This window comes from Flavobacterium sp. UBA7680 (genome assembly GCF_002482975.1).
GTDB lineage: Bacteria > Bacteroidota > Bacteroidia > Flavobacteriales > Flavobacteriaceae > Flavobacterium.
The window spans coordinates 162,595-186,256 of record NZ_DLHA01000017.1 but is presented as its reverse complement, the minus strand read 5'-3'; the positions used below and the strand labels follow the sequence as shown (position 1 = coordinate 186,256).

General features: G+C 34.2%; 21 protein-coding genes. 9 read left to right on the top strand and 12 right to left on the bottom strand.

The features are described from left to right. Positions 1-40: 40 nt before the first annotated feature. Together B3C18_RS03350 and B3C18_RS03345 are read left to right on the top strand one after the other, a co-directional pair. Positions 41-493, top strand: a complete 453-nt coding sequence (locus tag B3C18_RS03350; protein ID WP_291142365.1) for a DUF4442 domain-containing protein — start codon at positions 41-43, stop codon at positions 491-493. A gap of 445 nt (positions 494-938) precedes the next feature. Beyond that, positions 939-4,334 (top strand): polysaccharide deacetylase family protein, encoded by a 3,396-nt coding sequence (locus B3C18_RS03345; RefSeq protein WP_291142362.1) that lies wholly within the window; start codon positions 939-941, stop codon positions 4,332-4,334. A gap of 181 nt (positions 4,335-4,515) precedes the next feature. Here the strand turns inward: B3C18_RS03345 and B3C18_RS03340 are convergent, their stop codons facing one another. The 3 genes from B3C18_RS03340 to B3C18_RS03330 form a co-directional block, all read right to left on the bottom strand. Next, complete coding sequence (locus B3C18_RS03340; protein WP_177178044.1) at positions 4,516-4,671, bottom strand: hypothetical protein; 156 nt, start codon at positions 4,669-4,671, stop codon at positions 4,516-4,518. A gap of 363 nt (positions 4,672-5,034) precedes the next feature. Then, on the bottom strand, positions 5,035-7,293 hold the full coding sequence (locus B3C18_RS03335) for a multicopper oxidase family protein (RefSeq protein WP_291142352.1): 2,259 nt from the start codon (positions 7,291-7,293) through the stop codon (positions 5,035-5,037). Position 7,294: 1 nt separating this feature from the next. After that, complete coding sequence (locus tag B3C18_RS03330; RefSeq protein ID WP_291142349.1) at positions 7,295-8,008, bottom strand: heavy-metal-associated domain-containing protein; 714 nt, start codon at positions 8,006-8,008, stop codon at positions 7,295-7,297. 272 nt (positions 8,009-8,280) lie between these two features. Between B3C18_RS03330 and B3C18_RS03325 the strand changes: the two genes are divergently transcribed. Together B3C18_RS03325 and B3C18_RS03320 are read left to right on the top strand one after the other, a co-directional pair. After that, positions 8,281-8,511, top strand: coding sequence for a DUF2683 family protein (locus B3C18_RS03325; protein ID WP_291142346.1), 231 nt, complete (start codon positions 8,281-8,283; stop codon positions 8,509-8,511). Next, the gene (locus B3C18_RS03320; RefSeq protein WP_291142343.1) at positions 8,487-8,768 is read left to right on the top strand and encodes a Txe/YoeB family addiction module toxin; all 282 of its coding nucleotides are present in this window, start codon (positions 8,487-8,489) and stop codon (positions 8,766-8,768) included. The genes B3C18_RS03325 and B3C18_RS03320 overlap by 25 nt, the downstream gene beginning before the upstream one ends. A 116-nt stretch (positions 8,769-8,884) precedes the next feature. Here the strand turns inward: B3C18_RS03320 and B3C18_RS03315 are convergent, their stop codons facing one another. The 4 genes from B3C18_RS03315 to B3C18_RS03300 all read right to left on the bottom strand — a co-directional run bounded on the left by B3C18_RS03315 (position 8,885) and on the right by B3C18_RS03300 (position 11,428). Next, complete coding sequence (locus B3C18_RS03315; RefSeq protein WP_291142340.1) at positions 8,885-9,445, bottom strand: helix-turn-helix domain-containing protein; 561 nt, start codon at positions 9,443-9,445, stop codon at positions 8,885-8,887. A gap of 2 nt (positions 9,446-9,447) precedes the next feature. Further along, positions 9,448-9,978, bottom strand: a complete 531-nt coding sequence (locus B3C18_RS03310) for a DUF3347 domain-containing protein (RefSeq protein WP_291142335.1) — start codon at positions 9,976-9,978, stop codon at positions 9,448-9,450. A 162-nt stretch (positions 9,979-10,140) separates the two neighbouring features. Continuing rightward, positions 10,141-10,524: a hypothetical protein gene (locus B3C18_RS03305; RefSeq protein WP_291142332.1), complete on the bottom strand. Its 384-nt coding sequence runs from the start codon at positions 10,522-10,524 to the stop codon at positions 10,141-10,143. A gap of 70 nt (positions 10,525-10,594) precedes the next feature. Next, positions 10,595-11,428, bottom strand: a complete 834-nt coding sequence (locus tag B3C18_RS03300; protein WP_232682709.1) for an AraC family transcriptional regulator — start codon at positions 11,426-11,428, stop codon at positions 10,595-10,597. Between the two features lie 103 nt (positions 11,429-11,531). Here B3C18_RS03300 and B3C18_RS03295 point away from each other — a divergent pair, with 103 nt between their 5' ends. The 4 genes from B3C18_RS03295 to B3C18_RS03280 all read left to right on the top strand — a co-directional run bounded on the left by B3C18_RS03295 (position 11,532) and on the right by B3C18_RS03280 (position 19,950). Further along, positions 11,532-12,698, top strand: a complete 1,167-nt coding sequence (locus B3C18_RS03295; RefSeq protein WP_291142325.1) for an MFS transporter — start codon at positions 11,532-11,534, stop codon at positions 12,696-12,698. A 626-nt stretch (positions 12,699-13,324) separates the two neighbouring features. Then, positions 13,325-16,537, top strand: a complete 3,213-nt coding sequence (locus tag B3C18_RS03290; protein ID WP_291142322.1) for a SusC/RagA family TonB-linked outer membrane protein — start codon at positions 13,325-13,327, stop codon at positions 16,535-16,537. A gap of 20 nt (positions 16,538-16,557) precedes the next feature. Beyond that, positions 16,558-18,339 (top strand): RagB/SusD family nutrient uptake outer membrane protein, encoded by a 1,782-nt coding sequence (locus B3C18_RS03285; RefSeq protein WP_291142319.1) that lies wholly within the window; start codon positions 16,558-16,560, stop codon positions 18,337-18,339. A gap of 48 nt (positions 18,340-18,387) precedes the next feature. After that, entirely contained in the window at positions 18,388-19,950 is a 1,563-nt protein-coding gene (locus B3C18_RS03280; RefSeq protein WP_291142316.1) for a DUF5123 domain-containing protein, read from the top strand. A gap of 159 nt (positions 19,951-20,109) precedes the next feature. Here B3C18_RS03280 and B3C18_RS03275 read toward each other — a convergent pair whose 3' ends face one another. The 4 genes from B3C18_RS03275 to B3C18_RS03260 form a co-directional block, all read right to left on the bottom strand. After that, on the bottom strand, positions 20,110-20,682 hold the full coding sequence (locus tag B3C18_RS03275) for a pentapeptide repeat-containing protein (RefSeq protein ID WP_291142313.1): 573 nt from the start codon (positions 20,680-20,682) through the stop codon (positions 20,110-20,112). A 45-nt stretch (positions 20,683-20,727) separates the two neighbouring features. Beyond that, complete coding sequence (locus tag B3C18_RS03270) at positions 20,728-20,928, bottom strand: hypothetical protein (RefSeq protein WP_073486457.1); 201 nt, start codon at positions 20,926-20,928, stop codon at positions 20,728-20,730. 71 nt (positions 20,929-20,999) lie between these two features. After that, positions 21,000-21,920: an AraC family transcriptional regulator gene (locus B3C18_RS03265; protein ID WP_291142309.1), complete on the bottom strand. Its 921-nt coding sequence runs from the start codon at positions 21,918-21,920 to the stop codon at positions 21,000-21,002. 2 nt (positions 21,921-21,922) lie between these two features. Next, positions 21,923-22,486: a DUF6642 family protein gene (locus tag B3C18_RS03260; protein WP_291142306.1), complete on the bottom strand. Its 564-nt coding sequence runs from the start codon at positions 22,484-22,486 to the stop codon at positions 21,923-21,925. 171 nt (positions 22,487-22,657) lie between these two features. Here B3C18_RS03260 and B3C18_RS03255 point away from each other — a divergent pair, with 171 nt between their 5' ends. After that, entirely contained in the window at positions 22,658-23,260 is a 603-nt protein-coding gene (locus B3C18_RS03255; protein ID WP_291142303.1) for a nucleosidase, read from the top strand. 15 nt (positions 23,261-23,275) lie between these two features. On the opposite strand, the gene B3C18_RS03250 is transcribed toward B3C18_RS03255, so the two are convergent. Beyond that, positions 23,276-23,518, bottom strand: coding sequence for a hypothetical protein (locus B3C18_RS03250; protein WP_291142300.1), 243 nt, complete (start codon positions 23,516-23,518; stop codon positions 23,276-23,278). Positions 23,519-23,662: the final 144 nt, after the last annotated feature.

Sequence of the window (23,662 nt, the reverse complement as noted above, 5' to 3'; positions counted from 1 at the left end):
TGCATAGTTTTTTTGTATTTTTACATAAAAAATATATCAAATGGCAATATCTGTATCTAAACTTAACAAATTTGTATTATTCAAATTACCGTCGGCATACTTTTGCGGCGTACGTGTAAAAGCAATCGACAAAGACAGATGTGTAGTAAGTGTAAAACACCGCTGGATAAATCAAAACCCTTTTAATTCAATGTATTTTGCAGTTCAGGCAATGGCGGCTGAGTTAACAACAGGCGCTTTGGTTATTTCACAAATAGAACAAAGCGGTAAAAAAATCTCGATGCTTGTCGCTAATAATAAAGGAAACTTTACCAAAAAAGCAACCGGAAGAATAACTTTTGTATGCAACGACGGACATTTAATTGCCGAAGCCATTCAGCAGACAATCGCAACAGGCGAGGGACAAACCTTCTGGATGAAATCGATAGGAACTAATGAAGAAGGTGTTCAGGTTTCAGAAATGGATTTTGAATGGAGTGTTAGATTGAAATAATTTTTTTGCCACAGATTAAAAGGATTAAAAAGATTTCAGTTTGAAGAACTTTGACAAAATTTTAAAACTTTGTCAAAGTTTATGTATAGAAAAAATCAGTGCTAATCCTTTTAATCTGTGGCGAAAACAAACATAAAGAAAGACCTCAAGAAATTGAGGTCTTTTTTGTATTTATTTGTTAGTCAGTAAGCTTTGTTGTGTTTTGTTGTTTTTTTGAACTTTTTCTTTCGTAATTTTATTCTATAGTTTCTGCTCCGAAAATACAGTCTGCTAATTTTATCTTCATTTATCAACACTAGTTTTGTATCTAAATTAAATTACATTTGTAAGATAAATATTTCATAATAGAAAAAGCAGAATTTTATCAAGTTGTCTAAATCTTCAAGATTTACAATTATTTTTTTGATTTATCTTTTAATAGTATTTACCTAAAAAAGTAAAATATATGGATGATAAAAAACAAATATTTCAGACGGTTACCCAAAAACGCTGGAAAACATTTCAATGGTCAAGCAGGCTTATTTTGTTTCTTCTTATTTTAATGGTTCCCATTTTTTTTATCACTTTAAAAAGAGGATTAAAGCCGCCTTTGCCACTTTTAGCCAACAGCAGCCGAGCCGGACATAGCCTTGAAAATCCCATTACACCAAAAGATTTAAGTGATAAAGAACTCAAAAAGTTTAAAGGATTTGATTATTTCTTAAGAGAAAAAAAGAAAATAGAAAAATTACGAAAACAGCCAATTGCACCAAAAACTACTGAAGAAGTTCGGGCTGCTTTTTATGTCGACTGGGATCCTCAGAGTTTGTTTTCACTCCAAAAAAATATTGACAAACTCAATATGGTAGTCCCGGAATGGTTTTTTATTGATCCCAAAACCGATTTACTGCGAACAGAAATTGATACGGCAGCATTGAAAGTAATGAAAAAAGGGAAAGTAAAAATCCTTCCGTTAATCAACAACATCAATGAATCTTTAGGTGAAGGCGAATTTGACGGAGACCTTATTCATCGCATTCTTCACGATAAAAATAAAAGAGAAAGGCTAATTAATGATATTGTAAAAGCATTAAAGAAATATGATTTACAAGGAATTAATATCGATTTTGAAGAGTTTAAAGAAAACAGCGATGAACCTATAATTGCTTTTCAGAAAGCCTTATACGAAAAACTGCATCCGCTGGGCTATCTTGTTTCGCAGGATATTATGGCATCAGACGATGATTTTAATGTAAAAGCATTGGCAAAATACAATGACTATATGTTTTTGATGGCTTATGATGAACATTATGCCGGCAGTGTTCCAGGAGATGTAAGCAGCCAGAAATGGATAGAGCGTATCGTAGACAAAACAGCGCAGGAAATTCCGTCAGAAAAAATTATTCTTTGTTTTGCCGGTTATGGTTACGACTGGCAGGAAAAACAAGAAGGAGAAACCATAACTTACGATCAGGCAATTGCCATTGCAAAACAACATAATGCCACGATAAAATTTGATAATAACAGTTACAGTAACTCTTATAATTATAAAGATAGTAATGGTAAAAAACATGTAGTCAATTTTGAAGATGCTGCCACTAATTTTAATACTATAAGATTTAGTGACGAATATGGCTTGGGAGGAACTGCTTTGTGGCGTTTGGGAAGCGAAGATCAGCGTTTGTGGAGTTTTTATCAGCGAAGCTTAACCGACGAAAGCATCAATAAAAAGCCTTTCGATTTTAATATAATGAAACGTGTTGATACGCGAATCGAAAGTCCCGCTTACATTGGAGACGGCGAAATATTAAATGTTATTGCAGCTCCTGCAGCGGGAAAAATAGAATTGGAAATCAATAATGATGAAGACATTATTACAGAACAGAAATATGTAGAATTGCCCACAAAATATGTCATCAGCAAATTTGGAAACGTAAACAAACAAGTCATTTTAACTTTTGATGACGGGCCAGATCCTACTTATACGCCTCAAATTTTAGATATTTTAAAAAGAGAAAAAGTACCAGCGGTATTTTTTGTGATTGGTATTCAGGGAGAAGATAATATTCCGCTGCTGCAAAGAATTTATAAAGAAGGCCACGAAATAGGGAATCATACTTTTACACATCCAAATATTGCTTTGGTAAGTCCGGAACGCGCGGCGAAAGAAATGGAAACAACCCGATTATTAATCGAAGCCGTTACCGGAAAAAGTACTGTACTTTTTAGAGCGCCTTATAATGCAGATGCCGAACCCACAACAGAAGCCGAACTGAAACCAATTGCTTTAAGTAAAGCACAAAATTATTATACTGTTGGAGAAAGTATAGATCCAAATGATTGGGAAAAAGGCGTAAGTGCGGATTCGGTTTACATTAGAACCATACAACAATATGAAGCAAATCCCGATAAAGGAATTATTTTGCTTCACGATGCTGGAGGCAACAGAGAAGCTACGGTTACAGCTTTGCCCCGAATTATTAAATATTTTAAAGACAAACATATTCAGTTTACAACTGTTGCTCATTTACTTGGTAAAACCAAAGACGAAATTATGCCAGAAGCAAAAGGGCCTTTTATTTCAGTCGATAATTTTATTTTCGATTTCGGATATTGGTTTGGACATTTTATTACGGCTACATTTTGGGTTGCCATTTTTCTGGGGTTTTTCCGAATCGCATTAATGGCAATTATGGCTTTTATAAAAAAATGGAAAGATCATAGACATCCGCCAGTTTATAAACCTTCAAATGGAGTTCTTCCAAAAGTGAGTATTATTGTTCCGGCTTATAATGAAGAAATAAATGCGGTAAAAACAATCGAGAATTTATTAGGTCAGGATTATCCTGATTTTGATATTGTTTTTGTAGATGATGGTTCTAAAGACAAAACTTTTGCCATGATTAATGAAGCCTTTGGCAATAATCCAAAAGTAAAAGTCAATACCAAACCTAACGGAGGAAAAGCATCTGCCTTAAACTACGGAATTAAATTAACCCAAAATGAGTATGTTGTTTGTATTGATGCGGATACGCAGCTAAAAACTGATGCCATTTCGCAATTGATGAAAGGCTTTACTATTCAGTTAAAAGACAATGAGGAAATCGGCGCCATTGCCGGAAATGTAAAAGTTGGTAACGAAAATACAATGCTTACCAAATGGCAGAGTATTGAATATACAACTGCACAAAATTTTGACCGCAGGGCTTTCGATTTAATCAATGGAATTACGGTTGTTCCAGGAGCAATTGGTGCCTTTAAGAAAGAAGCAATTGAAAAAGCAGGAGGTTTTACAACCGATACACTTGCTGAAGACTGTGATTTAACGATTCGGATTTTAAGAAACGATTACCGTATTATAAATTGTATCGAAGCCGTTGCAATAACAGAAGCTCCAGAGAGTTTGAAAGAATTTATGAAACAGCGTTTTCGCTGGAGTTATGGTATCATGCAGGCATTTTTTAAAAACAGAGATGCGTGCTTTAATCCAAGATATAAAGGATTAGGAATGGTCGCTTTGCCAAACATTCTTCTTTTTCAAATCGTTTTGCCAATCTTTGCGCCTTTGGCTGATTTAATTCTTATTTTAAGTTTAATCTGGAATTTCAATGATCCAGACAGTCTTCATAAAATATTGGTTTATTATATTGCTTTTATGGTGGTAGATATGCTGGTTAGTGTGATTGCTTTTATTTTTGAAAAAGAAAAACTGACTAAATTAATATGGTTAATTCCACAGCGATTTGTATACAGACAATTAATGTATGTTATTTTATTTAGAGCATTAAGAAGAGCCATAAAAGGCGAAAGCCAAAGCTGGGGAGTGCTGACAAGAACAGGAAATGTAGCAACGGTGAAATAAGTTTTTTGCCACAGATTAAAAGGATTAAAAAGATTTCTGGAATGAAGAACTTTGACAAAGTTTTAAACTTTGTCAAAGTTGGTTAAAAAAATCTGTGCTAATCTGTGAAATCTGTGGCGAAAAAAAACATAAAAAAAGGCCTCTAATAGTTGAGGCCTTTTAAATTTAATGCATGTTGCGATTATTTCTTTGCGCAGCATTTTTTGTCTTTTTTTGAATCTGTTTTTTTACAGCAAGATTCTTTTTTAGCTTTTTCTTTCTTAGCAGGAGTAGTATCCTGAGCTTGTAATCCAATTGTAAATAAAGCGATGGCTAAAACAGTAAATAATTTTTGCATTTTTTGTAAAATTTAGTTGTTAGTAATTTTCGTTTTTTGATTGAAGATGTTGGTTCAAATATAATGCGATTTAGTTTTGGAAATTGTCAATGATAAGTTAATGTAGAAATATGAAGATGTTAATATAGTCCCTACGGGACAATTTTAAATGCGGGTTATTTTTTTCTACCGATATATTATCTCTACGAGATATTTTTTCTAGTAAATACTTCGTTAGGATATAATATCATTAAAAAAGGAAATGAAATAGTTTTTACCGATATCTTATCTCTAGATTCCAGTAAATACTCCGTTAGGAGTTTAATATCGGTAGAAAAATAAAATAACATCCCTAAAAAATGTCCCGTAGGGACTACACTTCTCTTAATAATTCAAATTCACTCCAAAACCAATTCCCATATCGCTGTCATAATGCGTTGTAATTCCAAAATTTCGTCCCGCAATATATTTCAAACCAGCCATATATTCCTTATCGGTATTCCACATTAAATTCATACGCAGACGTCTCGAAAGCGGAATATCTTTTCGTTCAAATTGAATTCTCACATTTCCATCGGTATACATTTCAACTTGTGCTTTTACAAGCATTGGTAAAGTATATTCAATACCCGCGCTAAAAACCGAACGATTGTCTTTCGTATTACTTTGTCCAAAAAGATTTTGTTCCTGTTCGTCCATTCCCATTTTTCTGTATCGCCAGTCAAAACCTATAAAAGGCATAAACCATTGCATTTTACCAATATATCGGCCAATATGTGTTTCGGTTTCATAACCATGTTTGTCGTTGTAACCCAATCTCCATTCTGTTTCAATGCTCCAGCGTGTGTTGCTGTACATTGCTTCTCCGTCATTTCCATTTGAAGCAAAATCATTTTCGGCCATAAAATGAAACATACGATCGTCCATTTTTAGCATTTTATACGCCATTTCAGGATGATGAATCAACGGATTCGGTGCCGAATTTTCATAACTAAAAATCCTTCCCATTCCCGCCATCATATGATATAAGATATGACAATGAAAAAACCAGTCGCCATCTGCATTGGCCTGAAACTCGATTGTATCAGTTTCCATCGGCATAATATCAATCACATTTTTTAGTGGAGAATATTCGCCATGTTCGTTTAAAATCCTAAAATCATGTCCGTGTAAATGCATTGGGTGACGCATCATTGAGCCGTTGTACAATACGATTCGGACATTTTCTCCTTTTTTAATTAAAATTTTATCCGTTTCAGAAATCACTTTATTATCTAAACTCCAAACATAGCGGTTCATATTTCCAGATAATGTAAAACGTAATTCTTTTACCGGAGCGTCTTTTGGCAACGTTGTTTTGGTTGGAGATTTCAACATTCCGTAATTCAATGTTACAATTTCAGAAGTTGTGGTAGAATCGCTAGACATTTTCATATTGTCCATTTCCATGCCTTCCATATTATGCATTGAATGATCTTCTGTTTTTGCAGATTCCTCTTCGCCGGAAATTTCAGGATACATTACGGCATTCATGTCCATTTTATTGAGCGACATATTCATGCCCATATCATTCATTTCACCGTTCATCTTCATCATGTCGTTCATCATTTTCATCCCTTCGAAATACTTTAATTTAGGAAGATGTTTGACAGGTTGTTTGGTGCCTTCTCCTAAAAATAAAGATGCAGATCCGGTTCTGTCTTCGGCTGTAGCCAAAAAAGCAAATGATTTTTTATCTTCAGGAATTGTAACTACGACATCATAAGTTTCAGAAACGGCAATAATCAAACGATCAACTTCTACAGGTTCAACATCGTTTCCGTCACTCGCCACAACCGTTATTTTTCCACCGCCATACGTCAGCCAGAAATAACTGGAAGCACCTCCGTTTGCAATTCGTAATCGGACTTTATCACCGGCTTTAAACTCTGAAAGCTGATCTTCATTTTTTCCGTTAATTAAAAACTTTTCATAATAAACATCACTCACATCCATGGCATTCATGCGTTTCCATTCGTTAGTGATTTTGGTCGAAAACTGACCTTTTTTAATCGCTTCGGCATAACTTTGCGTTGTTCCTTTTTTTATCGCAAACCAATCGTTTGCATTATGGAGCATTCGCTGCACATTCTCCGGTTTCAGATCCGTCCATTCGCTTAAAATAACCGGAACAGTCGGCAAATCATCAATACCTTTTCTAAAAGTAGAATCGTCTTTCTTTTTATTGATAATGAAAAGTCCGTACAAACCAATTTGTTCCTGCAATCCCGAATGACTGTGATACCAATACGTTCCGTTCTGGATAATGGGGAAAGTATATTTGTGAGTTATTCCCGGTTTTATTGGCATTTGAGTTAAATAGGGAACACCGTCTTCTTTATTCGGAAGAAATAATCCGTGCCAATGCAAGGCTGTATCTTCGTTTTTTAAATCGTTATGCACATAAATCTCTGCAATATCACCTTCCGTAAAAGTCAATGTCGGCATCGGAATTTGTCCGTTTATGGTAAGAGCGCGTTTTTCTTTTCCGGAAAAATTGACAATCGTGTCGCGAACGTGTAAATCATAACGAACCACTTTTTGCGAAAGCATGCTTTGAACGGAAAAGAGCAAAAACAGAGTATTAAATAGGGATTTATTCATTTTATAGCATTGTAATTAGCATAATAAAACTCATCAGGATCATCAAACCATCTTCTATAATAGTTACGGTACTCATAGGTAAATTGAAAACTGCACCCAAACAAGCACATTGAATTTTCTTTTTATTTAATACCGATTGCAAAACACCAACGATACTAATAGTCATTACAATAAAAGTAACAGCATTAGTCAATAACGGATTAAAATTCAATAAATATGAAATTCCCAAACCTAGTTCAATAAAAGCATAGGCATATCCCCAGGCCGGAATTTTTTTTGCCAGCACATCATACATCATATAACTTTCGGCAAAACCTTTTAGATTTAATAATTTAAAAAACGAAAAAACCAGAAAAAAACCTGCCATAAAATGCGGCATTGCCTGCATATAATCAAAATGATGATTGGTAAATTGTATTAATAAGGTAACTAAACTGATGTAGAAAAAAATTAGCAAAATAGGTTTATAAGTAGTAAACCATGATTTTACTTCTTCAGTGTTTTCATTATGATCGGCAGCTTTGATCTCGTATTTACTTTCTAATGCGTTTTGCAATTCGGCCAGTGCAACGTGCTTATTCATCGTTACCGTTGCGGTGTTGTTATCTTTAGAAACGGTAACATCGGTCACGTTATCTACAAGTTGAAGCGCTTTTTTTACTTTGTCTTCGCAGCTTGTACAAGTCATTCCGTTAAGTTGATATGTATGGGTCATTGTTTTATTTATTAGATATTACAATGCAAATTTCCGAAGTAAGATCTACAACGGTTTGTATAATTTTGAGAATGATTTGTAAGATTTACTAAAGGTGGTTTTTTACCGCAAAGACGCAAAGGTTTTTGATATGCTGGGTTTTGTAAAAAGGGCAAAGTTCGCAAAGCTTTGTCTAAAAAAACTTTGCGAACCTTGCGTATCCCGATAGCTATCGGGATTGCGCTCTTTGGGGTTAAATTTTTTTGTACCTTTGTAATAATAAAATTAAGATTATGACAACTATAACTATAAATGAAAAAACAAAAGCTGGCAAAACATTGCTTGAGCTTGCGAAGTTGTTAGCTGTTACAAATAAAGGGGTGAAAATAGAAGAGAATGAAAGTCCTTATAATCCTGAATTTGTCGCTGAGATACAAAAACGATATGCAGATTATAAAAGTGGAAAATCTAAAACAATAACGGTTGATCCGAATGATGTATGGGGAAGTTTAGGGTTGAAATAATTCCAGAGGCAAAAATAGATATTGCAAAACATTTAAAATCAGGTAATCAATCTAGCATAAAAAAAATTGCAAAAATTCTGGAAGAGCTTAGTGAAACTCCATTTGAAGGAGTCGGGAAACCAGAAGCATTAAAGCATCAATTTTCAGGGTTTTGGTCGAGAGAAATAAATAAAAAAGACAGACTTATATATAGTGTTGAGGAAGAAATTGTAACGGTTGTTGTGATTTCAGCAATGGGACATTATTCAGATAAATAAAAAAACGTGCTAATAATTTTAGCACGTTTTTTTTATTGCAAAGTTCACAAAGCTTTGTCTAAAAATAACTTTGCGAACTTTGCGTAAACCTTTGCGCTCTTTGCGGTTAAAAAAAATTACAAATTCTCGATCTGAATACGTTTCTTATCTTTAAGCTGTTTGAAATAAGTAGGCGTGAAGCCCGTAATTTTCTTAAATTGATTGCTTAAATGTGCTACGTTGCTGTAGTTTAAAAGATCAGCGATTTCACTTAAAGAAAGTTCATTGTAAATCAATAATTCTTTTACTTTTTCTATTTTCTGACTGATAAAATACTTTTCAATTGTAGTATTTTCAATTTCAGAGAAAAGATTGCTTAACGAATTATAATCCTGATGAAGGTTTTCGACTAAATAATCAGATAAATTGATTTTGAGTTCGTTGTTTTTATGATGAACCAAATCGACAATGAGGTTTTTAATTTTCTCGATGGTTTTGGTTTTTTTATCATCCAATAAATCAAAACCTAAAGTCTGCAGATTTTTAAGCAAAACTTCTTTTTGAGAATCGTTGATTTCATCTTGTAGTTCGACTTCGCCTAATTCGACAGAAATAGTCTGAAGTCCGAGTTTTTCAAACTCAGACTTCACAACCATTTTACAGCGGGCGCACACCATGTTTTTGATGTAGAGCGTCATATTTATTTGATGGTTTCTACCACGTTTCCGCAAGTTAACATTGAAGAACCGTAATACGGATTCTTAACTGCTTTTTCTTTGCTCAACCAATCTGCGTCTGCCATTGGGCAATATTGTTTGTAAACAACATCAGTCGATTTTGAAACTTTAATTAAGGTATAAGTGTTTTTTGAAAGCGATTTAAAAGTTTCACGTTGCTTTTTTAAATCTGTTGTAGTCGAAATACTTTTAGCATCGGCAGTTAGTTTTTTAACCACTTTCATCCAGGCCGTATGTTCGTCACTTTTTAGTTTGTCCATTTTTATGGCAGTAATCGCGTCTAATAAATCTTTGGCTTTCGCCGAAGTTGCTTTTGCATCGCTTTTTATTAAAGCATCTTTTACAGTAAAATAAGCATCATAAACAGATTGTAACTGACTTGAATCAGCGATTTCAATTCCTGTTTCTGTTGTTTTTATTGTATTTGCCTGAATCGTCTTTGCAGAAAATAATAATGTAATTATTGCTGCTATAGTTGATATTGAGTTTTTCATTGTGTGTAAATTTTGATAGAGAATGTAATTTTTCTCTAAGTTAAATAATTTAGGATGTTTTTTAATCTCGCAATCCCGATAGCTATCGGGAGCAAAGTTTTATATTTCTTCGAGCCTTTGTGCCTTAGCGGCAAAACACTATTATGGCTGTCAGAAATAGAATTATTTTATTTTAGGAATTAACCAAATAGAAGTAAAACCATCAGAAATACTGGCGGTTTTGTAATAAGAAACAGATTTCTCCGAAGAAAAATTAAAGAGATTATTTTCGAATTCAAATTCGTTTGTAGTAAGCATACTAAACTGTAAAGCAGTAGTTGTACAGCTCGAATGATCGCATTTTCCGCTGCAGCCGTGCTGATCTTTAGAATTATGACCTTTTTTACAGCAATCTTCCTGACAAGAATGGGAATTCTCTTTTTTAGAAACAGCTTTCTTTTCGCATGAAGTTTTCTCAGCAGATTTTCCACAAGCATAACCTGAACTGGACATCAAAAAGAAGCCAAGGGTTAAAAGGAAAAACAATATGTGAATTTTTTTCTTCAATGAAAATGCTTTGGAATTACAAATTTAGATATTTTTTTTAAGAGCCGTTACTTATTTAAGATTTCCAATTTTAAGTTTTCTTAAAATCGGTCGGTTTCATGTTTTTCTTCTTTTTAAAATAATTAGAAAGATGGCTTTCATCGGTAAAACCAAATTCGTAGGCAATTTGTTTAATAGAAAGCTTGTCGTTATGAATACGTTTTTCAATTAAAGTCGTTCGCAGGTTATTAATGTATTCGCGATAACTGATCGAAAAAGTCCTTTTGAAATAAGCACTAAAATAAGTTTCGGCAATATTAAAATGACTGGCAATCACTTTTATCTGAACCAATTTCGGGTTATAAATATTCTGATGAATATAAGTCGCAATTTGTTCGTTGTCGATATGCGTCGATTCCATTCGCAGATTCATGCATTTAATAGTTTCTTTGATTACGCCAAAAATCGAAAGAATCTGATAAAAGATAATGGGCGAAGTCGAAACATCGGTTTTGCAATTATAAGCCGTAATATTTTCAATTGTATTTTTTAGAATCGTTTTGCACGGATCGTCTAATTTTAAAACGGTTTCTTTTAATAATTTATCCCGCATAAAATTTTCAGGCGTGTGAATTAAGAATTCATCGCAGGTTAAATTTTGTTTGGAGTTAAAATAATTATCGGTGAATTTGATATAAACAAAGCGGGTCGATTTTTTAATATCAAAATAATGCTCGTCTTCTGGAGAGATCACAAATAAGTCTCCGGATTTGTATGGAAGAAGATTATTGTTGAGGTGATGAACGCCGCTTCCTTTCTTTATATAGATGATTTCGTAATACGTATGTGTATGCGGCGGAAGATGAAATTTTTCATCTTCAAACTCATGAATCACAAGAGTTTCAAACTGATTTAATTTCGGCATGTTTTATTATTACAAGTTTATGTTGTAAATGTACAACTTTTTTCTTGCTTAATGGTGTTAAATTTGCAACGTAGAAAGTCTTTCCCTTTCTCATCCAATCAAAATGAAAAAAAGTCTTATTGCACTCTCTTTTGGAGGCTTAACAATCGGTATAACCGAATTTGTAATGATGGGTCTTCTTCCTGATATCGCTTCAGATATGAAAGTTAGTATTCCTGTTGCCGGATATTTAATTTCTGCTTATGCACTTGGAGTCGTTATTGGCGCTCCTTTATTAGTAATACTTGGAAGAAATTTTCCACCTAAAAAAATGCTTTTAATTTTAGCTTTAATGTTAACGGTTTTTAACGCGCTTTCTATTATTGCACCTTCTTATAATTTTTTATTTGCTTCGCGATTTTTATCGGGATTACCGCATGGAGCGTTTTTTGGAGTGGGTGCGGTAGTCGCAAGCCGTTTAGCCGATAAAGGAAAAGAAGCACAGGCGATCGCGATTATGTTTTCGGGTTTAACCCTGGCTAATTTAATTGGTGTACCAATTGGAACCTATATTGGACATAACTTTATCTGGCGTTATACTTTTGTATTAATTGCCATTGTGGGTCTGTTAACCTTTCTTCTTATTTCTTTATGGATGCCAAAGCTGGACAAAGGTGAAACGGTAAATATGAAAAAACAATTAGAGTTTTTCAAGAGAACCGAAGCTTGGTTAATTATCGGAATCACTGCTATTGGTTTTGGAGGTTTATTTGCGTGGATCAGTTATATCGCTCCTTTATTAATCAATGTTTCGAAATTTGGCGAAGGCGATGTTTCGTATATTTTAATTCTTGCCGGATTGGGAATGGTTGTTGGAAATTTTGCCGGAGGAAAACTGGCAGATAAATATTCTCCTGCACCAACCACTTTAGCCTTGTTGTTTATCATGTCAATCGATTTGATCTTGGTTTACTTCTTTTCATCAAATCAATATATTTCTTTGTTTTTAACATTCTTAACGGGTGCTATTTCTTTCTCTGTTATTGCGCCAATTCAAATGTTGATGATTCGAACTGCAAAAGGAGCAGAGATGATTGCTTCGGCTTCTTTACAAGGAAGTTTTAATATCGGAAATGCTTTAGGAGCTTTTCTAGGAGGATTGCCTTTAACTGCCGGATACAGCTACGAATCCCCAAATCTTATAGGAGTTGGAATGTCTATAGTTGGAATGCTGATCACAATAACATTAATTAAAATTCGCAAGAACGATTTGAGGCTTCAAAGCGCATAAATTTTATATCCCTATAAATATCAAGCCCTTAGATTATTTCTAAGGGTTTTTTTGTGCCCAAAATTTATTTTAGGATTTGTTTAGGGTTTTGAGTGCTCGTTTTATAACTGTAATAGATACACAAAAACAAGTTGTAGATTCCTTTTTTGAAAGAAAAACTTGTTAAAAATGATATCGATTAAAAATTTTTAATGATTTTTGTTTTAATATTAAATGTTAAAATCACACTTAAAAATTTATTAAATTGTAAGCTTGTAATCGATTGTTTTTTCAGATAAAATCGTAACAAATTATCAAAATCTGATAATATATTTAATATTTATATATCCGTAAAATTACATAAGTCGTATAAAAAAGCTATTTTATTTTTGATATGTAATTCTATTTATGAAATTTTTATGAATTTTAATTTTTTATATAAAAAAAATATCTATGTTTGTGTAATCGATTACAACTTTTTTAAGCATAGTTAATGAAAGTTTCGATTCTTACAAAAATAGAATGATTAAAATTCCAAAATAGCGTAGATCTATTCTTTGTTAATAATAGCAGAGACTGGGCTTGCAAACAAAAAAAGAAACCACAAAAACCACTTTTAAACAATTTACTAACTTAAACAAACAACCATGAATTTTAAAGATTTATTAAACAAGGGAGCAAATCATTGCTTTGCATTTGTTTTTTTATTGTGCTTGCTGTTGAGCAATCGAGCGAATGCTCAGACAGTGACAATAGAAGGAACCGTTAAGGATGCAGCCGGACTTTCTTTGCCAGGGGTTAATGTACTGGAGAAAGGAACGAAGAACGGGACTTCTACAGATTTTGACGGCCACTATAAATTAAAATTAACCAATCCAAAAGCGGTTTTAAGCTTTTCATTTATAGGATTTAAAAGTATTGAAATACCTACAGAAGGAAAAGCCAAAGTAAATGCAACAATGACTGAAGATTCAAACAACTTAAATGAAGTTGTTGTAATTGGATATGGAACTTCAAAAAAATCTGATTTAACGGGTGCGGTGGCTACATTTTCTGGAAATGAAATGCGTAAAATTCCTGTTCCTAACGTAGCAGAAGCTTTAACGGGACGTATAGCGGGGGTTCAGGTAACTTCATCTGAAGGTTCGCCGGATTCAAACGTGCAGATTAGAATTCGTGGAAACGGATCTTTAACGCAGGATGCTTCTCCGTTATACATTGTAGACGGATTTCCGGTAAACAATATTAATGATATTTCTTCTTCTGATATTGATACGATGACCATTTTAAAAGATGCATCGTCTACCGCAATTTATGGTTCAAGAGGAGCTTATGGGGTTGTTATTGTTACGACTAAAAAAGGTAAAGATGGTAAAGTGACCGTAAACTATAATATGTTTTACGGAATGAAAAAAATAGCCAATACTATTGATGTTACAGCTCCTGAAGATTATGTGAAATGGCAGTATGAGTATGCTTTGCTTAAGGATAACACGGATTTAAGTTCGTATGAAAAATACTTTGGTTCATGGAAAGATTATGACATGTACAAAGGCATGAAAGGTAATGACTGGCAAAGACAGGTTTTTGGGCGCACAGGAGAAGTTCAAAGCCGTGACTTATCTATTCGCGGCGGTTCAGATAAAATGAACTATAATTTCAATTATGCTCATTATGATGAAAAAGCGATCATGAACGGATCTGATTTTAACAGAAACAACTTGTCGCTTGCTTTAAACAGTAAAGCTTCTGATAAAGTTGATTTGAGTTTTACAATGCGTTATTCAGATACTGAAATTAATGGTGGAGGAATGAACGAGCAAAATGAGGTTTCATCAGCAGATTCTCGTTTAAAAAATATTGTGGGATATGCCCCAATTCCGGTTCCGGGTTTAACAACCGATGATACTGATGAAGCAGTTTCTGATAATCTGGTGCATCCTTTTGTGGCTATTGCGGATACTGACCGTCAGCAATTCAGAAAAAACTTTAATATGCTGGGAAGTTTTTCATGGAAGCTTACTTCAGATTTAGTGTTTAAAACAGAATTAGGCTGGGATAATTACAATTATTTAGATTATCGTTATTTTGGACGTTCTACTTATTATGTGAAAAATAATCCGGCAGCAGAAAGACAAGGTATGCCTGCTATGATAATGGGAGACAGAAAAGATACTCGTTTTAGAAACGCCAATACGCTGAACTATGATTTGAAAAAAATCGTTGGAGAAAATCATAGTTTAAAATTACTTTTTGGTGAAGAATCTATTGAATACAAAAGAAATGATGTAAATACTGCCATTCATGGTTATCCATTAACTTTTGGTTTAGATCAGGCAAAAAAATTAACGACTCAGGGAACACCGGTTTCAGTTGATAATTTCTATTTCCCAGATGATAAATTGCTTTCATTTTTTGGCCGTGTAAATTACGATTATAAAGATCGTTACCTTTTTACAGCAACGTACCGTGCCGATGGTTCAAGTAAATTTTTAGGCGATAATAAATGGGGATTTTTCCCGGCGGCTGCGGCAGCGTGGAAAATTTCGGGAGAAGAATTTATGAAAAATGCTTCATGGATTAATTTGCTTAAACTTAGAGTAAGTTATGGTGAAGCAGGAAACAACAATATCCCAACAGGGCAAATGGTTCAGAGTTTCACATCTACTACATCTACATGGATTAATGGTGTTGATAATTACTGGGCACCTTCTAAAACAATGGCAAACCCAGATTTGAAATGGGAAACCACTGTGACGCAAAACTTAGGTTTAGATTTCGATTTGTTTAAAAACCGTGTCACAGGATCTGTTGAGGTGTATAAAAACATTACAAAAGATTTATTGATCAACTTCCCAATTTCTGGAGGATATGATTTTCAGTTCAGAAACATGGGTGAAGTTCAAAACAGCGGAGTTGAGGCCACTTTAAATCTTAACCTAATCGAAAGAGAGAAATTCGGCGTAAGCTTATCGCTTAATGCTGGATTCAATACCAATAAAATTAACTCACTTGGTGTAATGAGTAACTTTGGTGCAAGTTCCGGATGGGCTTCTACGGCTATTGGAAATGATTATTTAGTAAACGTAGGCCAGTCAATAGGTGTTATGTACGGATATAAAAGTGACGGACGTTACGAAGTATCTGATTTCAATTATAATGCAGGAGCTTACACTTTAAAAACCGGAGTGCCAGATGGTACTACAATTGTTGGGCCTATGAAACCCGGTGCGATGAAATTGAAAGATATTAATGGTGATAATAAAATAGATGCAAATGATCTTACGGTTATTGGAAACGCAAATCCAAAAACGACAGGAGGTTTTGTACTGAATGCCAATGCGTATGGCTTTGATCTTTCTGCAGCATTTAACTACAGCATTGGGAATGATGTTTATAATGCTAATAAAGTGGAATTTTCTACTTCAATTCCAAATGGACAATATAGAAATTTAGATACTGAAATGGCTGACGGGACAAGATGGACGAACTTTGATCCTAACACAGGACAATTAGTAACAGATCCTGCAGCACTTACTGCCTTAAATGCAAATACTACAATGTGGTCTCCTTATATGCCGCGTTATGTTTTTAGTGACTGGGCTGTTGAAGACGGGTCTTTTTTAAGACTTAATACTTTGAGTTTAGGTTATACTACACCAAATGATTTAACTTCTGCTTTAGGCGTTTCTAAGTTAAGATTTTACTTAACTGCCAGTAACGTATTTGTCTGGACAAAATACACCGGACAAGATCCTGAAGCTTCAACAAGAAGAAATACACCGCTGACTCCTGGGGTTGATTATTCAGCTTACCCAAGAAGCAGACAGTTGATATTTGGTTTAAACCTTAATTTTTAATTCAGTAAAACTTTCACAAGATGAAACATAAAATAGTAATAGCAGGAATGTTTGTTGCAAGTCTTTTTTGTTCTTGCTCAGATGACTACTTAGATGCTCCGGCACAATCAACATTAGACGAATCAGTTATTTTTTCGAGCCCTGATTTAGCTGCGGGAGCAGTAGACGGAATTAAAATTCCGTTTGCAGAAACTAACTCTTACAGAGGTCGTTTTCTTCCTTTTTATGGATTAAATACCGATGTAGAATGGTATAACTCTTCACAAACCGTAAGTGATGCATCAGATTTATGTACGTATGATGCAAAGGCAAATAACTCTCAAATGAATACAACCAACAATGCATGGGCAATGATGTATTCAGGAATTGAGCGTGCCAATCTTTGTGTTCGCGGTTTGCGTACTTATGGTAACCCAACACCGGGATCAGACTTAGGATATTTACTAGGTGAAGCCTTGACATTGAGAGCCATTTATTATGCCGATTTAATAAAAGCTTGGGGAGATGTTCCGTATCGATTTGAACCATTAACAAATGAAACACTCTACATAGGAAAAACAAGCCGCGACGAAATTTACAAACAGCTGCTTAAAGATTTAGCTGAAGCAGCAACATTAGTACCGTGGCCTGGAGAAACTACAGCAACAAGCAGTGTAGAAAGAATCAATAAAGCATTCGTAAAAGGATTCCGTGCTCGTTTAGCAATGGCTGCGAGCGGTTATCAGCAATATCCTGACGGAGTTAGAAGAAGTACAGATCCGCAGCTTTCTGTTGCCAATATGTACGCATTGGCATTAGCAGAATCCCGTTCGGTAATTGAAAGCGGATCTGCACATTTAGAATCTTCTTTTGAAACATTTTGGAAAAAATACAATCAGGAATATTTAGTAGCAGGTGGAGAATCATTGTGGGAACTTCCATTTTCAGAAGGTAGAGGACGTATGTTATTTACATTTGCTGTTCGCCATACTACAAACGATCAATTTCATGCTAATGGACCAAACCGCGGAGGAACTGCTGGACCGCTTCCTTTCGTTTTTTACGATTACGATCAGGCAGATACACGCAGAGATGTAACTTGTGTTCCGTACAAATATGGAACAGCTGTAAACAATATTGCAAAACAAGAATTAGGGACTTTAAATACATGGTATTTTGGAAAATACCGTTACGAATGGATGACACGTTTTGTAACTTCAACAAATGACGATGGTGTAAACAAAATTTATATGCGTTATGCTGAGGTTCTTTTAATTGCGGCAGAAGCAGCAAACGAATTAGAAGGCCCAAGTGCAGCAGCACCATATTTAAAAGAAATCCGCAGAAGAGCATTTCCGGCAGCAGCTCAGGCTGTAAAAGTAGATGCTTATGTAAATGCCTTAACAAGCAAAGACGCTATGTTTAAAGCATTGGTAGAAGAAAATAAATTTGAGTTTACAGGAGAAATGGAACGTAAACAAGCTCTTATTCGCTGGAACCTTCTTAAAACAAAACTAGACGAAGCCAAAGTTAAAATGACAAACTTATCGCAGCGTTTAGGCGAATATGCCACAGTGCCAACAACCTTATATTATAAATTTAAAGCCGATAATGTGAGCTTAGATATTTATGGATTAAACCGTGGAGAAACTGTTGATCCGGGAGCTGCTTATTCTTCTATTGCATGGACATGGACAGGTGCCGCTACCGATGCAAAAATCAATAGTTTGTATAAAGCCGGTGTGAATCCTGATAACAAACAATTCTGGCCAATCTGGCAAGTATTTATTGACGGAAGTAACGGTAAATTGACTAACAATTAAGGTTATTAATCTCACACAATTATTTATTAATTATAAGGCATTATGTTTATGAAAACAAAATATATAATAAAAGGATTAATAGCTTCAGTGTTACTGACCGCTGTTATTTCGGGCTGTGAAAGTTATAACGAAGAAGTTATAGACAGTATAAATGCAAGCAGGGAATTTTCTCCAATTGGATTAACAGCAAAAGTTAGAAACCAGACTACAGTTGAGTTAAACTGGAATGTAAAAGAAGAAGAAAATCCAGATCATTATGTAGTAGAATTTAGTGCAGATGATCCAGACTTTAAAGTCATTTTTAAAACCATTAACGTTACACCCGAGCAATTACCAATTCAGGTAGCTTTAGAAGGGGAAACCGTTTATTCTATCAGAGTAAAAGCAGTTGGCTCAACAGGATTAGAAGATTCTAAATGGTCTGTGATAACAGCAATTACACTTTCAGAGCAAATTTTCTTTCCGGTTCAGGATGCTGATATCGATGCTAAATTTGTTACGTTGAAATGGACGCCAAATAGCAATGTTACACAAATTTCTGTTGTTCCGGGTAATGTCATTCATACTATCACACCTGCAGAAAAAACAGCAGGAGTCGCAGTCGTAAACGGACTTAATGGTGAAACAGCTTATACAGCGACATTATTAAACGGAACCAAAATAAGAGGAACGGCAACTTTTACAACTGGAATTGATATTACGAATGGTATTGTAGTGAATCCGGGAGATGATTTAGCAGCAAGTATTGCAGCCGCGCCTGCCGGTTCAAGATTATTGTTAATGCCGGGAACTTTTACTACTACTGGTGAAATAATTTTAAATAAATCACTTATTATAAGAGGATTAAAAACAGCCGACAAGCCAAAACTAAATGTCAAGTTTACAATCAATCCTGGAGTTACAAATCTTTCTTTAGTAGATTTAGATTTGAATGGAAAAGATTTAACCAATGCAGCTGTAATAACAATTAGCGGAGCAGCATCAACTTATGGAGATATTTTAATCAGTAAAAGTAATATTCATGATTATCTTCGTGCTTTAATTTCTGCCAACGTAACAAATGCAAAAGTGACATCATTTACGGTTGATAACAGTATAGTTAAAAATGTAAATACAAATGTTGGTGCTGATTTTATTGATTTCAGAAATACCTACATTGCAAGCATAGTACTTAAAAATAGTACATTCGACAGTTGTTCTGCATCTCGTGATTTTATTAGAGCAGATGTGGCGGCCAACTTATCTGGAACTGGTTTAGTAACCAATAGTTTAATTGATAAATGTACTTTGTATAATGTGTCAAATTTGGCAGCTCCAAAAAGAATTTTATATGTTAGATTCTTAGATAACGCTTCAACAGTAAAAAATACTTTAATAGCAGGAACAAGCGCTATTTATACCAATCAGGCCAATACTGAACAGCCAGTATTTAGTAAAACCTATTATTACAATGCAGCAAGTTTTATGGACGCAACGATTCCTTTAAATAAAATCGACGCCTCAGGAACTACTGCAGACCCGCAGTTTGTAAATGCAGCAAGCGGCGACTTTACAGTAAAAAATCAAACCCTGATCGACAACCAAATTGGAGATCCACGCTGGTTAGATTAATATTCATTTTTTTCTTTTTTTTCATTGGTTTAAAAAGGGATGCAAAACAGCATCCCTTTTTTGTGTTTTCCAACTTTGTCAAAGTTTTAAACTTTGACAAAGTTCCTATGCGCAAAAACTATAACTGTAAACCGAGACTGAAAACTGCGATTAAAAAAACTACTCAATCTCCAAGTCAAACTTTTGTAGCAAACCCGCAAGCGCAATATGCGAAACCTTAGTTCCTTTAATTTTATTTTCAGAAGGATCAAAAGCATAATTTCTAGACGATCGAAAATCAGTCTTTTCCAGAATACATTCCACGAAAGTGGCATTCGATAAATCACAGTTTTTGAATACCACCAAAGACAAATCAGTATTCGAGAAATCGACATCTTTTACAGAGCAGTCAATAAAATTCGTTTTCTTTAATTTCTTGTAAATGAAAGTCGAATAATCTAAAAGGCAATCCTGAAAACTCATGGAAAACAAAAAGCTGTTACTCGCGCTGAAATCCAAACCCATCAGTTTACAGCCAATAAACTTGATATTTTTTAATCCCGTGTTTTTCAGAATCGCCAATGAAAGATTGCAGTTTTTAAAAGTAGAATCCAGAAAATCATTATGGCTTAAATCACTTTTAGAAAAGTTGCAATTGATGAATTCGCAGTTCACAAATTCAGTATTCGATAAACTCTGATCAGCATAATCTACCGTGTCAAAAGTTCGGTTTTGATATAATTTTGTTTCCATTAAAAGGGATGAAGAAATTGAAAATTGAAGAAATAAACTTGATTTTTATTCTAATTCGATACAATCAAAAATGCCGTTATTTTGAATTAAATTAGGAATATCAAGTTCACTGTCGATTCTTAAAATATTATCGCAGTCTTCGAGATCAAAATTCCATAACGAATTTGGGAGCAATTCCTGAAGCAGGGCAGAAGCCGACTCAAATTTGGATCGACTGTCAACGGAAGTTTTAAAAACATAAATCATAATATGCATTTTTTTGAGATGCAAATTTCAGAAAAATGTATTGTTATTTAATAGGATGCAATAATCAATAATTAGGATTTATCAATCATTTTTCGATATTGAATAGGACTAATCCCTTCATGCTTTTTAAAAAACCGACTAAAGTACGATTGGTCTTCAAGTCCCACTTGTATGGCGATTTCACTTACAGAAAGCGTAGTTTGAAACAGCAGATATTTAGCTTCAAGCAATATGGTCTCGTCAATCCATTTTGCTGCCGATTTTCCGGTAACCGTTCGGACAGATTTATTTAAATGATTTGGCGTAACATTGAGCAGCGAAGCATAATAATGAACAAAATGATGGGTTTTAATATGCTCGTGAATCAGTTCTTTGAACTTATTTGTAATAACTTCTGCGGCCGAAATACTTTTCGCACTCTTAACCGAATTTTTATTCATTTCATAAAACAAAGCAATCAAATACGACTGCACAATATTCAAATTCGCGCTCTCAGTTTCTGAATATTCTTTTTGAAGCCGATTCAAAATAGCCGTAATATCAGGAACATCTTTGCTGGAAAAAGCTACTTTCGGATTACCCGAAATTTTCATGAAATCAAATTCATTAAGCATTTCACGGCTTCCGTATTTTCCAATTAAAATATCAGGATGAAATTGACAGATAAAGCCTTTGTGTATACTGTTAACATTATCAAGAGAGAAAATCTGACCTGCCGGAACCATAATCATTTCGTTATCGGTAGTGATGTATTCCTGATAACCTAATTTCATAACATGCTGACCAGAAGTAATAAAAATTAAAGTATGACAGGAATGTTTAGAAGGCGGAACCGGATATTGCATCTGCATGATTTCCTCAATCTCCAAACAGAAAAAATGATCCGAATTTGATTTGAAAAGCAAATGAATAGGATTGTCCTCTCCCAAAAACTTCTCCCGAAATCTTGAAGGATTATAGGTCTTTATTTTTTCGGTTGTCTTCGCTTTCATACTTAATAATACAATCTAAAATCAAGTAATTTGCAAAGTGCATAATGTTTTTGATACAAATCTTCTACCACTTCCGTAAGATCATCATTTTCCTGATACAAGCTAAAAAAAGCTTTGTCAATCGTACTGCAGCTGGCAATTTTGTTATAAGTTGATCCGTAACCCGAAATGGCGCGCGCGCCGGTAATATCCAGAAAATATTGCGCTTCCTCATCGTTGAGGTCCAGTCTTTTTTTATTGGCAAAATGAATAATCTTTCCTTTCATTTTTCCCTCAAAAAGTTCGGCTATTTCTTCGAGGCTGTAGTAATAATCATGAAGGCAAATGTTATTTTCCTGTCCCGGCATTACAAGATAAATAATTTCATAATCCTTAAAATTATGATCGTCATAAAGCAGCGTATTCAAGCTTTCCTCTAAACCTTCAATCGTATCGCAAGCTTTATAAATACTTGCAATTCCCTGGTCAATAGCAATTTCTTCCAGATTTTTAACCACATCAGTAGTCATAACGGTATCTACGTCCTGTACGCCTTCAAGGCAGAAAATAAATTTTTCATTATCCATACAAAATGTCTTTTCGGTTCTAAGGAAAACTGCTTTTGACAAATATATTTTTTTATATGGAAAAACCGCTATTTGATTGGGATTTTAACGTGGTTTTTAGAATTAGAACAAATACATCAAATAAAAAAACTTTTTAAATGTATTTTTGCTGACTGAAAATCCAAATTAAACATGATCCAAATTAACCAAAACCAATCTTTTTCCATCGACGATATATTATTCTCTTTTGCTCTTGAATCTGAAGCCGCAGAAGTTTTTAAAAACTATAATACATTGATTACAGGGATTGGAAAAGTTAATGCAGCGTATGAATTGTCTAAAGCTATTCAAAATAAAAAGCCTTCCTTAATAGTTAATTTAGGATCTGCGGGAAGCAGTTTTTTTCAAAAAGGAGACGTTATCTGCTGTACTAAATTTGTACAAAGAGACATGGATGTTCAGGGATTAGGATATGCGCAATATGAAACGCCATTATCTGGGCTGCCTCCAGTTCTGGAATATGGTTTGAAAATGGATAACCTAAAAGAAGGAATCTGTGGAACAGGCGATAATTTTGAAATGGGACATTGTTCTGATGCCTATAATGTTGTAGATATGGAAGGCTATGTTTTAGCCATGATTGCAATGAAAGAAAATATTCCGTTTTTATGTCTCAAATACATTTCTGATGGTGCCGATGATAATGCAGCCGAAGACTGGTTTGTTCAGGTGCATAAAGCGGCTGTGGCTTACGGTAAGATTTTAGGATTGAATAATGAAGATGTTTTAGTATAGATTAAAAAGCGGCTATTAAGCCGCTTTTTTTATGCTCACTTTTTGCTCTAAAAGCTTCATCTGATCCTCTGAACAAAGAATTTGTTCTCTAAGATCATTTCTATAGACTTCAATCAAATAATGAAACGTCATTTCTTTCATTGCAGATTTTTTGATAAGTCCTTTTTTAAAATCTAATTTTCTTTCTAATACAATAGCCCTGTAAGATCTCCCACTTAAAGTTGTGTAGGATACATCTTGTCCTTTTTCAAAATTCATTGCTTTAGCTTTTTTGATTCTTTAATATTTTTTCGCTAATACAGTAATCTCAATTTTACAAAAAAAGAGAGTTGAAAAATAATTCTAAGGGGGCTAAAAAAACTTTCTAAACTGTTAGCGCAATGTATAAATATTCAAAAATTT

Bases quoted from the DNA above. Each gene is read 5' to 3' on its own strand.
- B3C18_RS03350 (WP_291142365.1), top strand. From the start codon at position 41: ATGGCAATATCTGTATCTAAACTTAACAAATTTGTATTATTCAAATTA.
- B3C18_RS03345 (WP_291142362.1), top strand. From the start codon at position 939: ATGGATGATAAAAAACAAATATTTCAGACGGTTACCCAAAAACGCTGG.
- B3C18_RS03340 (WP_177178044.1), bottom strand. From the start codon at position 4,671: ATGCAAAAATTATTTACTGTTTTAGCCATCGCTTTATTTACAATTGGA.
- B3C18_RS03335 (WP_291142352.1), bottom strand. From the start codon at position 7,293: ATGAATAAATCCCTATTTAATACTCTGTTTTTGCTCTTTTCCGTTCAA.
- B3C18_RS03330 (WP_291142349.1), bottom strand. From the start codon at position 8,008: ATGACCCATACATATCAACTTAACGGAATGACTTGTACAAGCTGCGAA.
- B3C18_RS03325 (WP_291142346.1), top strand. From the start codon at position 8,281: ATGACAACTATAACTATAAATGAAAAAACAAAAGCTGGCAAAACATTG.
- B3C18_RS03320 (WP_291142343.1), top strand. From the start codon at position 8,487: ATGGGGAAGTTTAGGGTTGAAATAATTCCAGAGGCAAAAATAGATATT.
- B3C18_RS03315 (WP_291142340.1), bottom strand. From the start codon at position 9,445: ATGACGCTCTACATCAAAAACATGGTGTGCGCCCGCTGTAAAATGGTT.
- B3C18_RS03310 (WP_291142335.1), bottom strand. From the start codon at position 9,978: ATGAAAAACTCAATATCAACTATAGCAGCAATAATTACATTATTATTT.
- B3C18_RS03300 (WP_232682709.1), bottom strand. From the start codon at position 11,428: ATGCCGAAATTAAATCAGTTTGAAACTCTTGTGATTCATGAGTTTGAA.
- B3C18_RS03295 (WP_291142325.1), top strand. From the start codon at position 11,532: ATGAAAAAAAGTCTTATTGCACTCTCTTTTGGAGGCTTAACAATCGGT.
- B3C18_RS03290 (WP_291142322.1), top strand. From the start codon at position 13,325: ATGAATTTTAAAGATTTATTAAACAAGGGAGCAAATCATTGCTTTGCA.
- B3C18_RS03285 (WP_291142319.1), top strand. From the start codon at position 16,558: ATGAAACATAAAATAGTAATAGCAGGAATGTTTGTTGCAAGTCTTTTT.
- B3C18_RS03280 (WP_291142316.1), top strand. From the start codon at position 18,388: ATGAAAACAAAATATATAATAAAAGGATTAATAGCTTCAGTGTTACTG.
- B3C18_RS03275 (WP_291142313.1), bottom strand. From the start codon at position 20,682: ATGGAAACAAAATTATATCAAAACCGAACTTTTGACACGGTAGATTAT.
- B3C18_RS03270 (WP_073486457.1), bottom strand. From the start codon at position 20,928: ATGATTTATGTTTTTAAAACTTCCGTTGACAGTCGATCCAAATTTGAG.
- B3C18_RS03265 (WP_291142309.1), bottom strand. From the start codon at position 21,920: ATGAAAGCGAAGACAACCGAAAAAATAAAGACCTATAATCCTTCAAGA.
- B3C18_RS03260 (WP_291142306.1), bottom strand. From the start codon at position 22,486: ATGGATAATGAAAAATTTATTTTCTGCCTTGAAGGCGTACAGGACGTA.
- B3C18_RS03255 (WP_291142303.1), top strand. From the start codon at position 22,658: ATGATCCAAATTAACCAAAACCAATCTTTTTCCATCGACGATATATTA.
- B3C18_RS03250 (WP_291142300.1), bottom strand. From the start codon at position 23,518: ATGAATTTTGAAAAAGGACAAGATGTATCCTACACAACTTTAAGTGGG.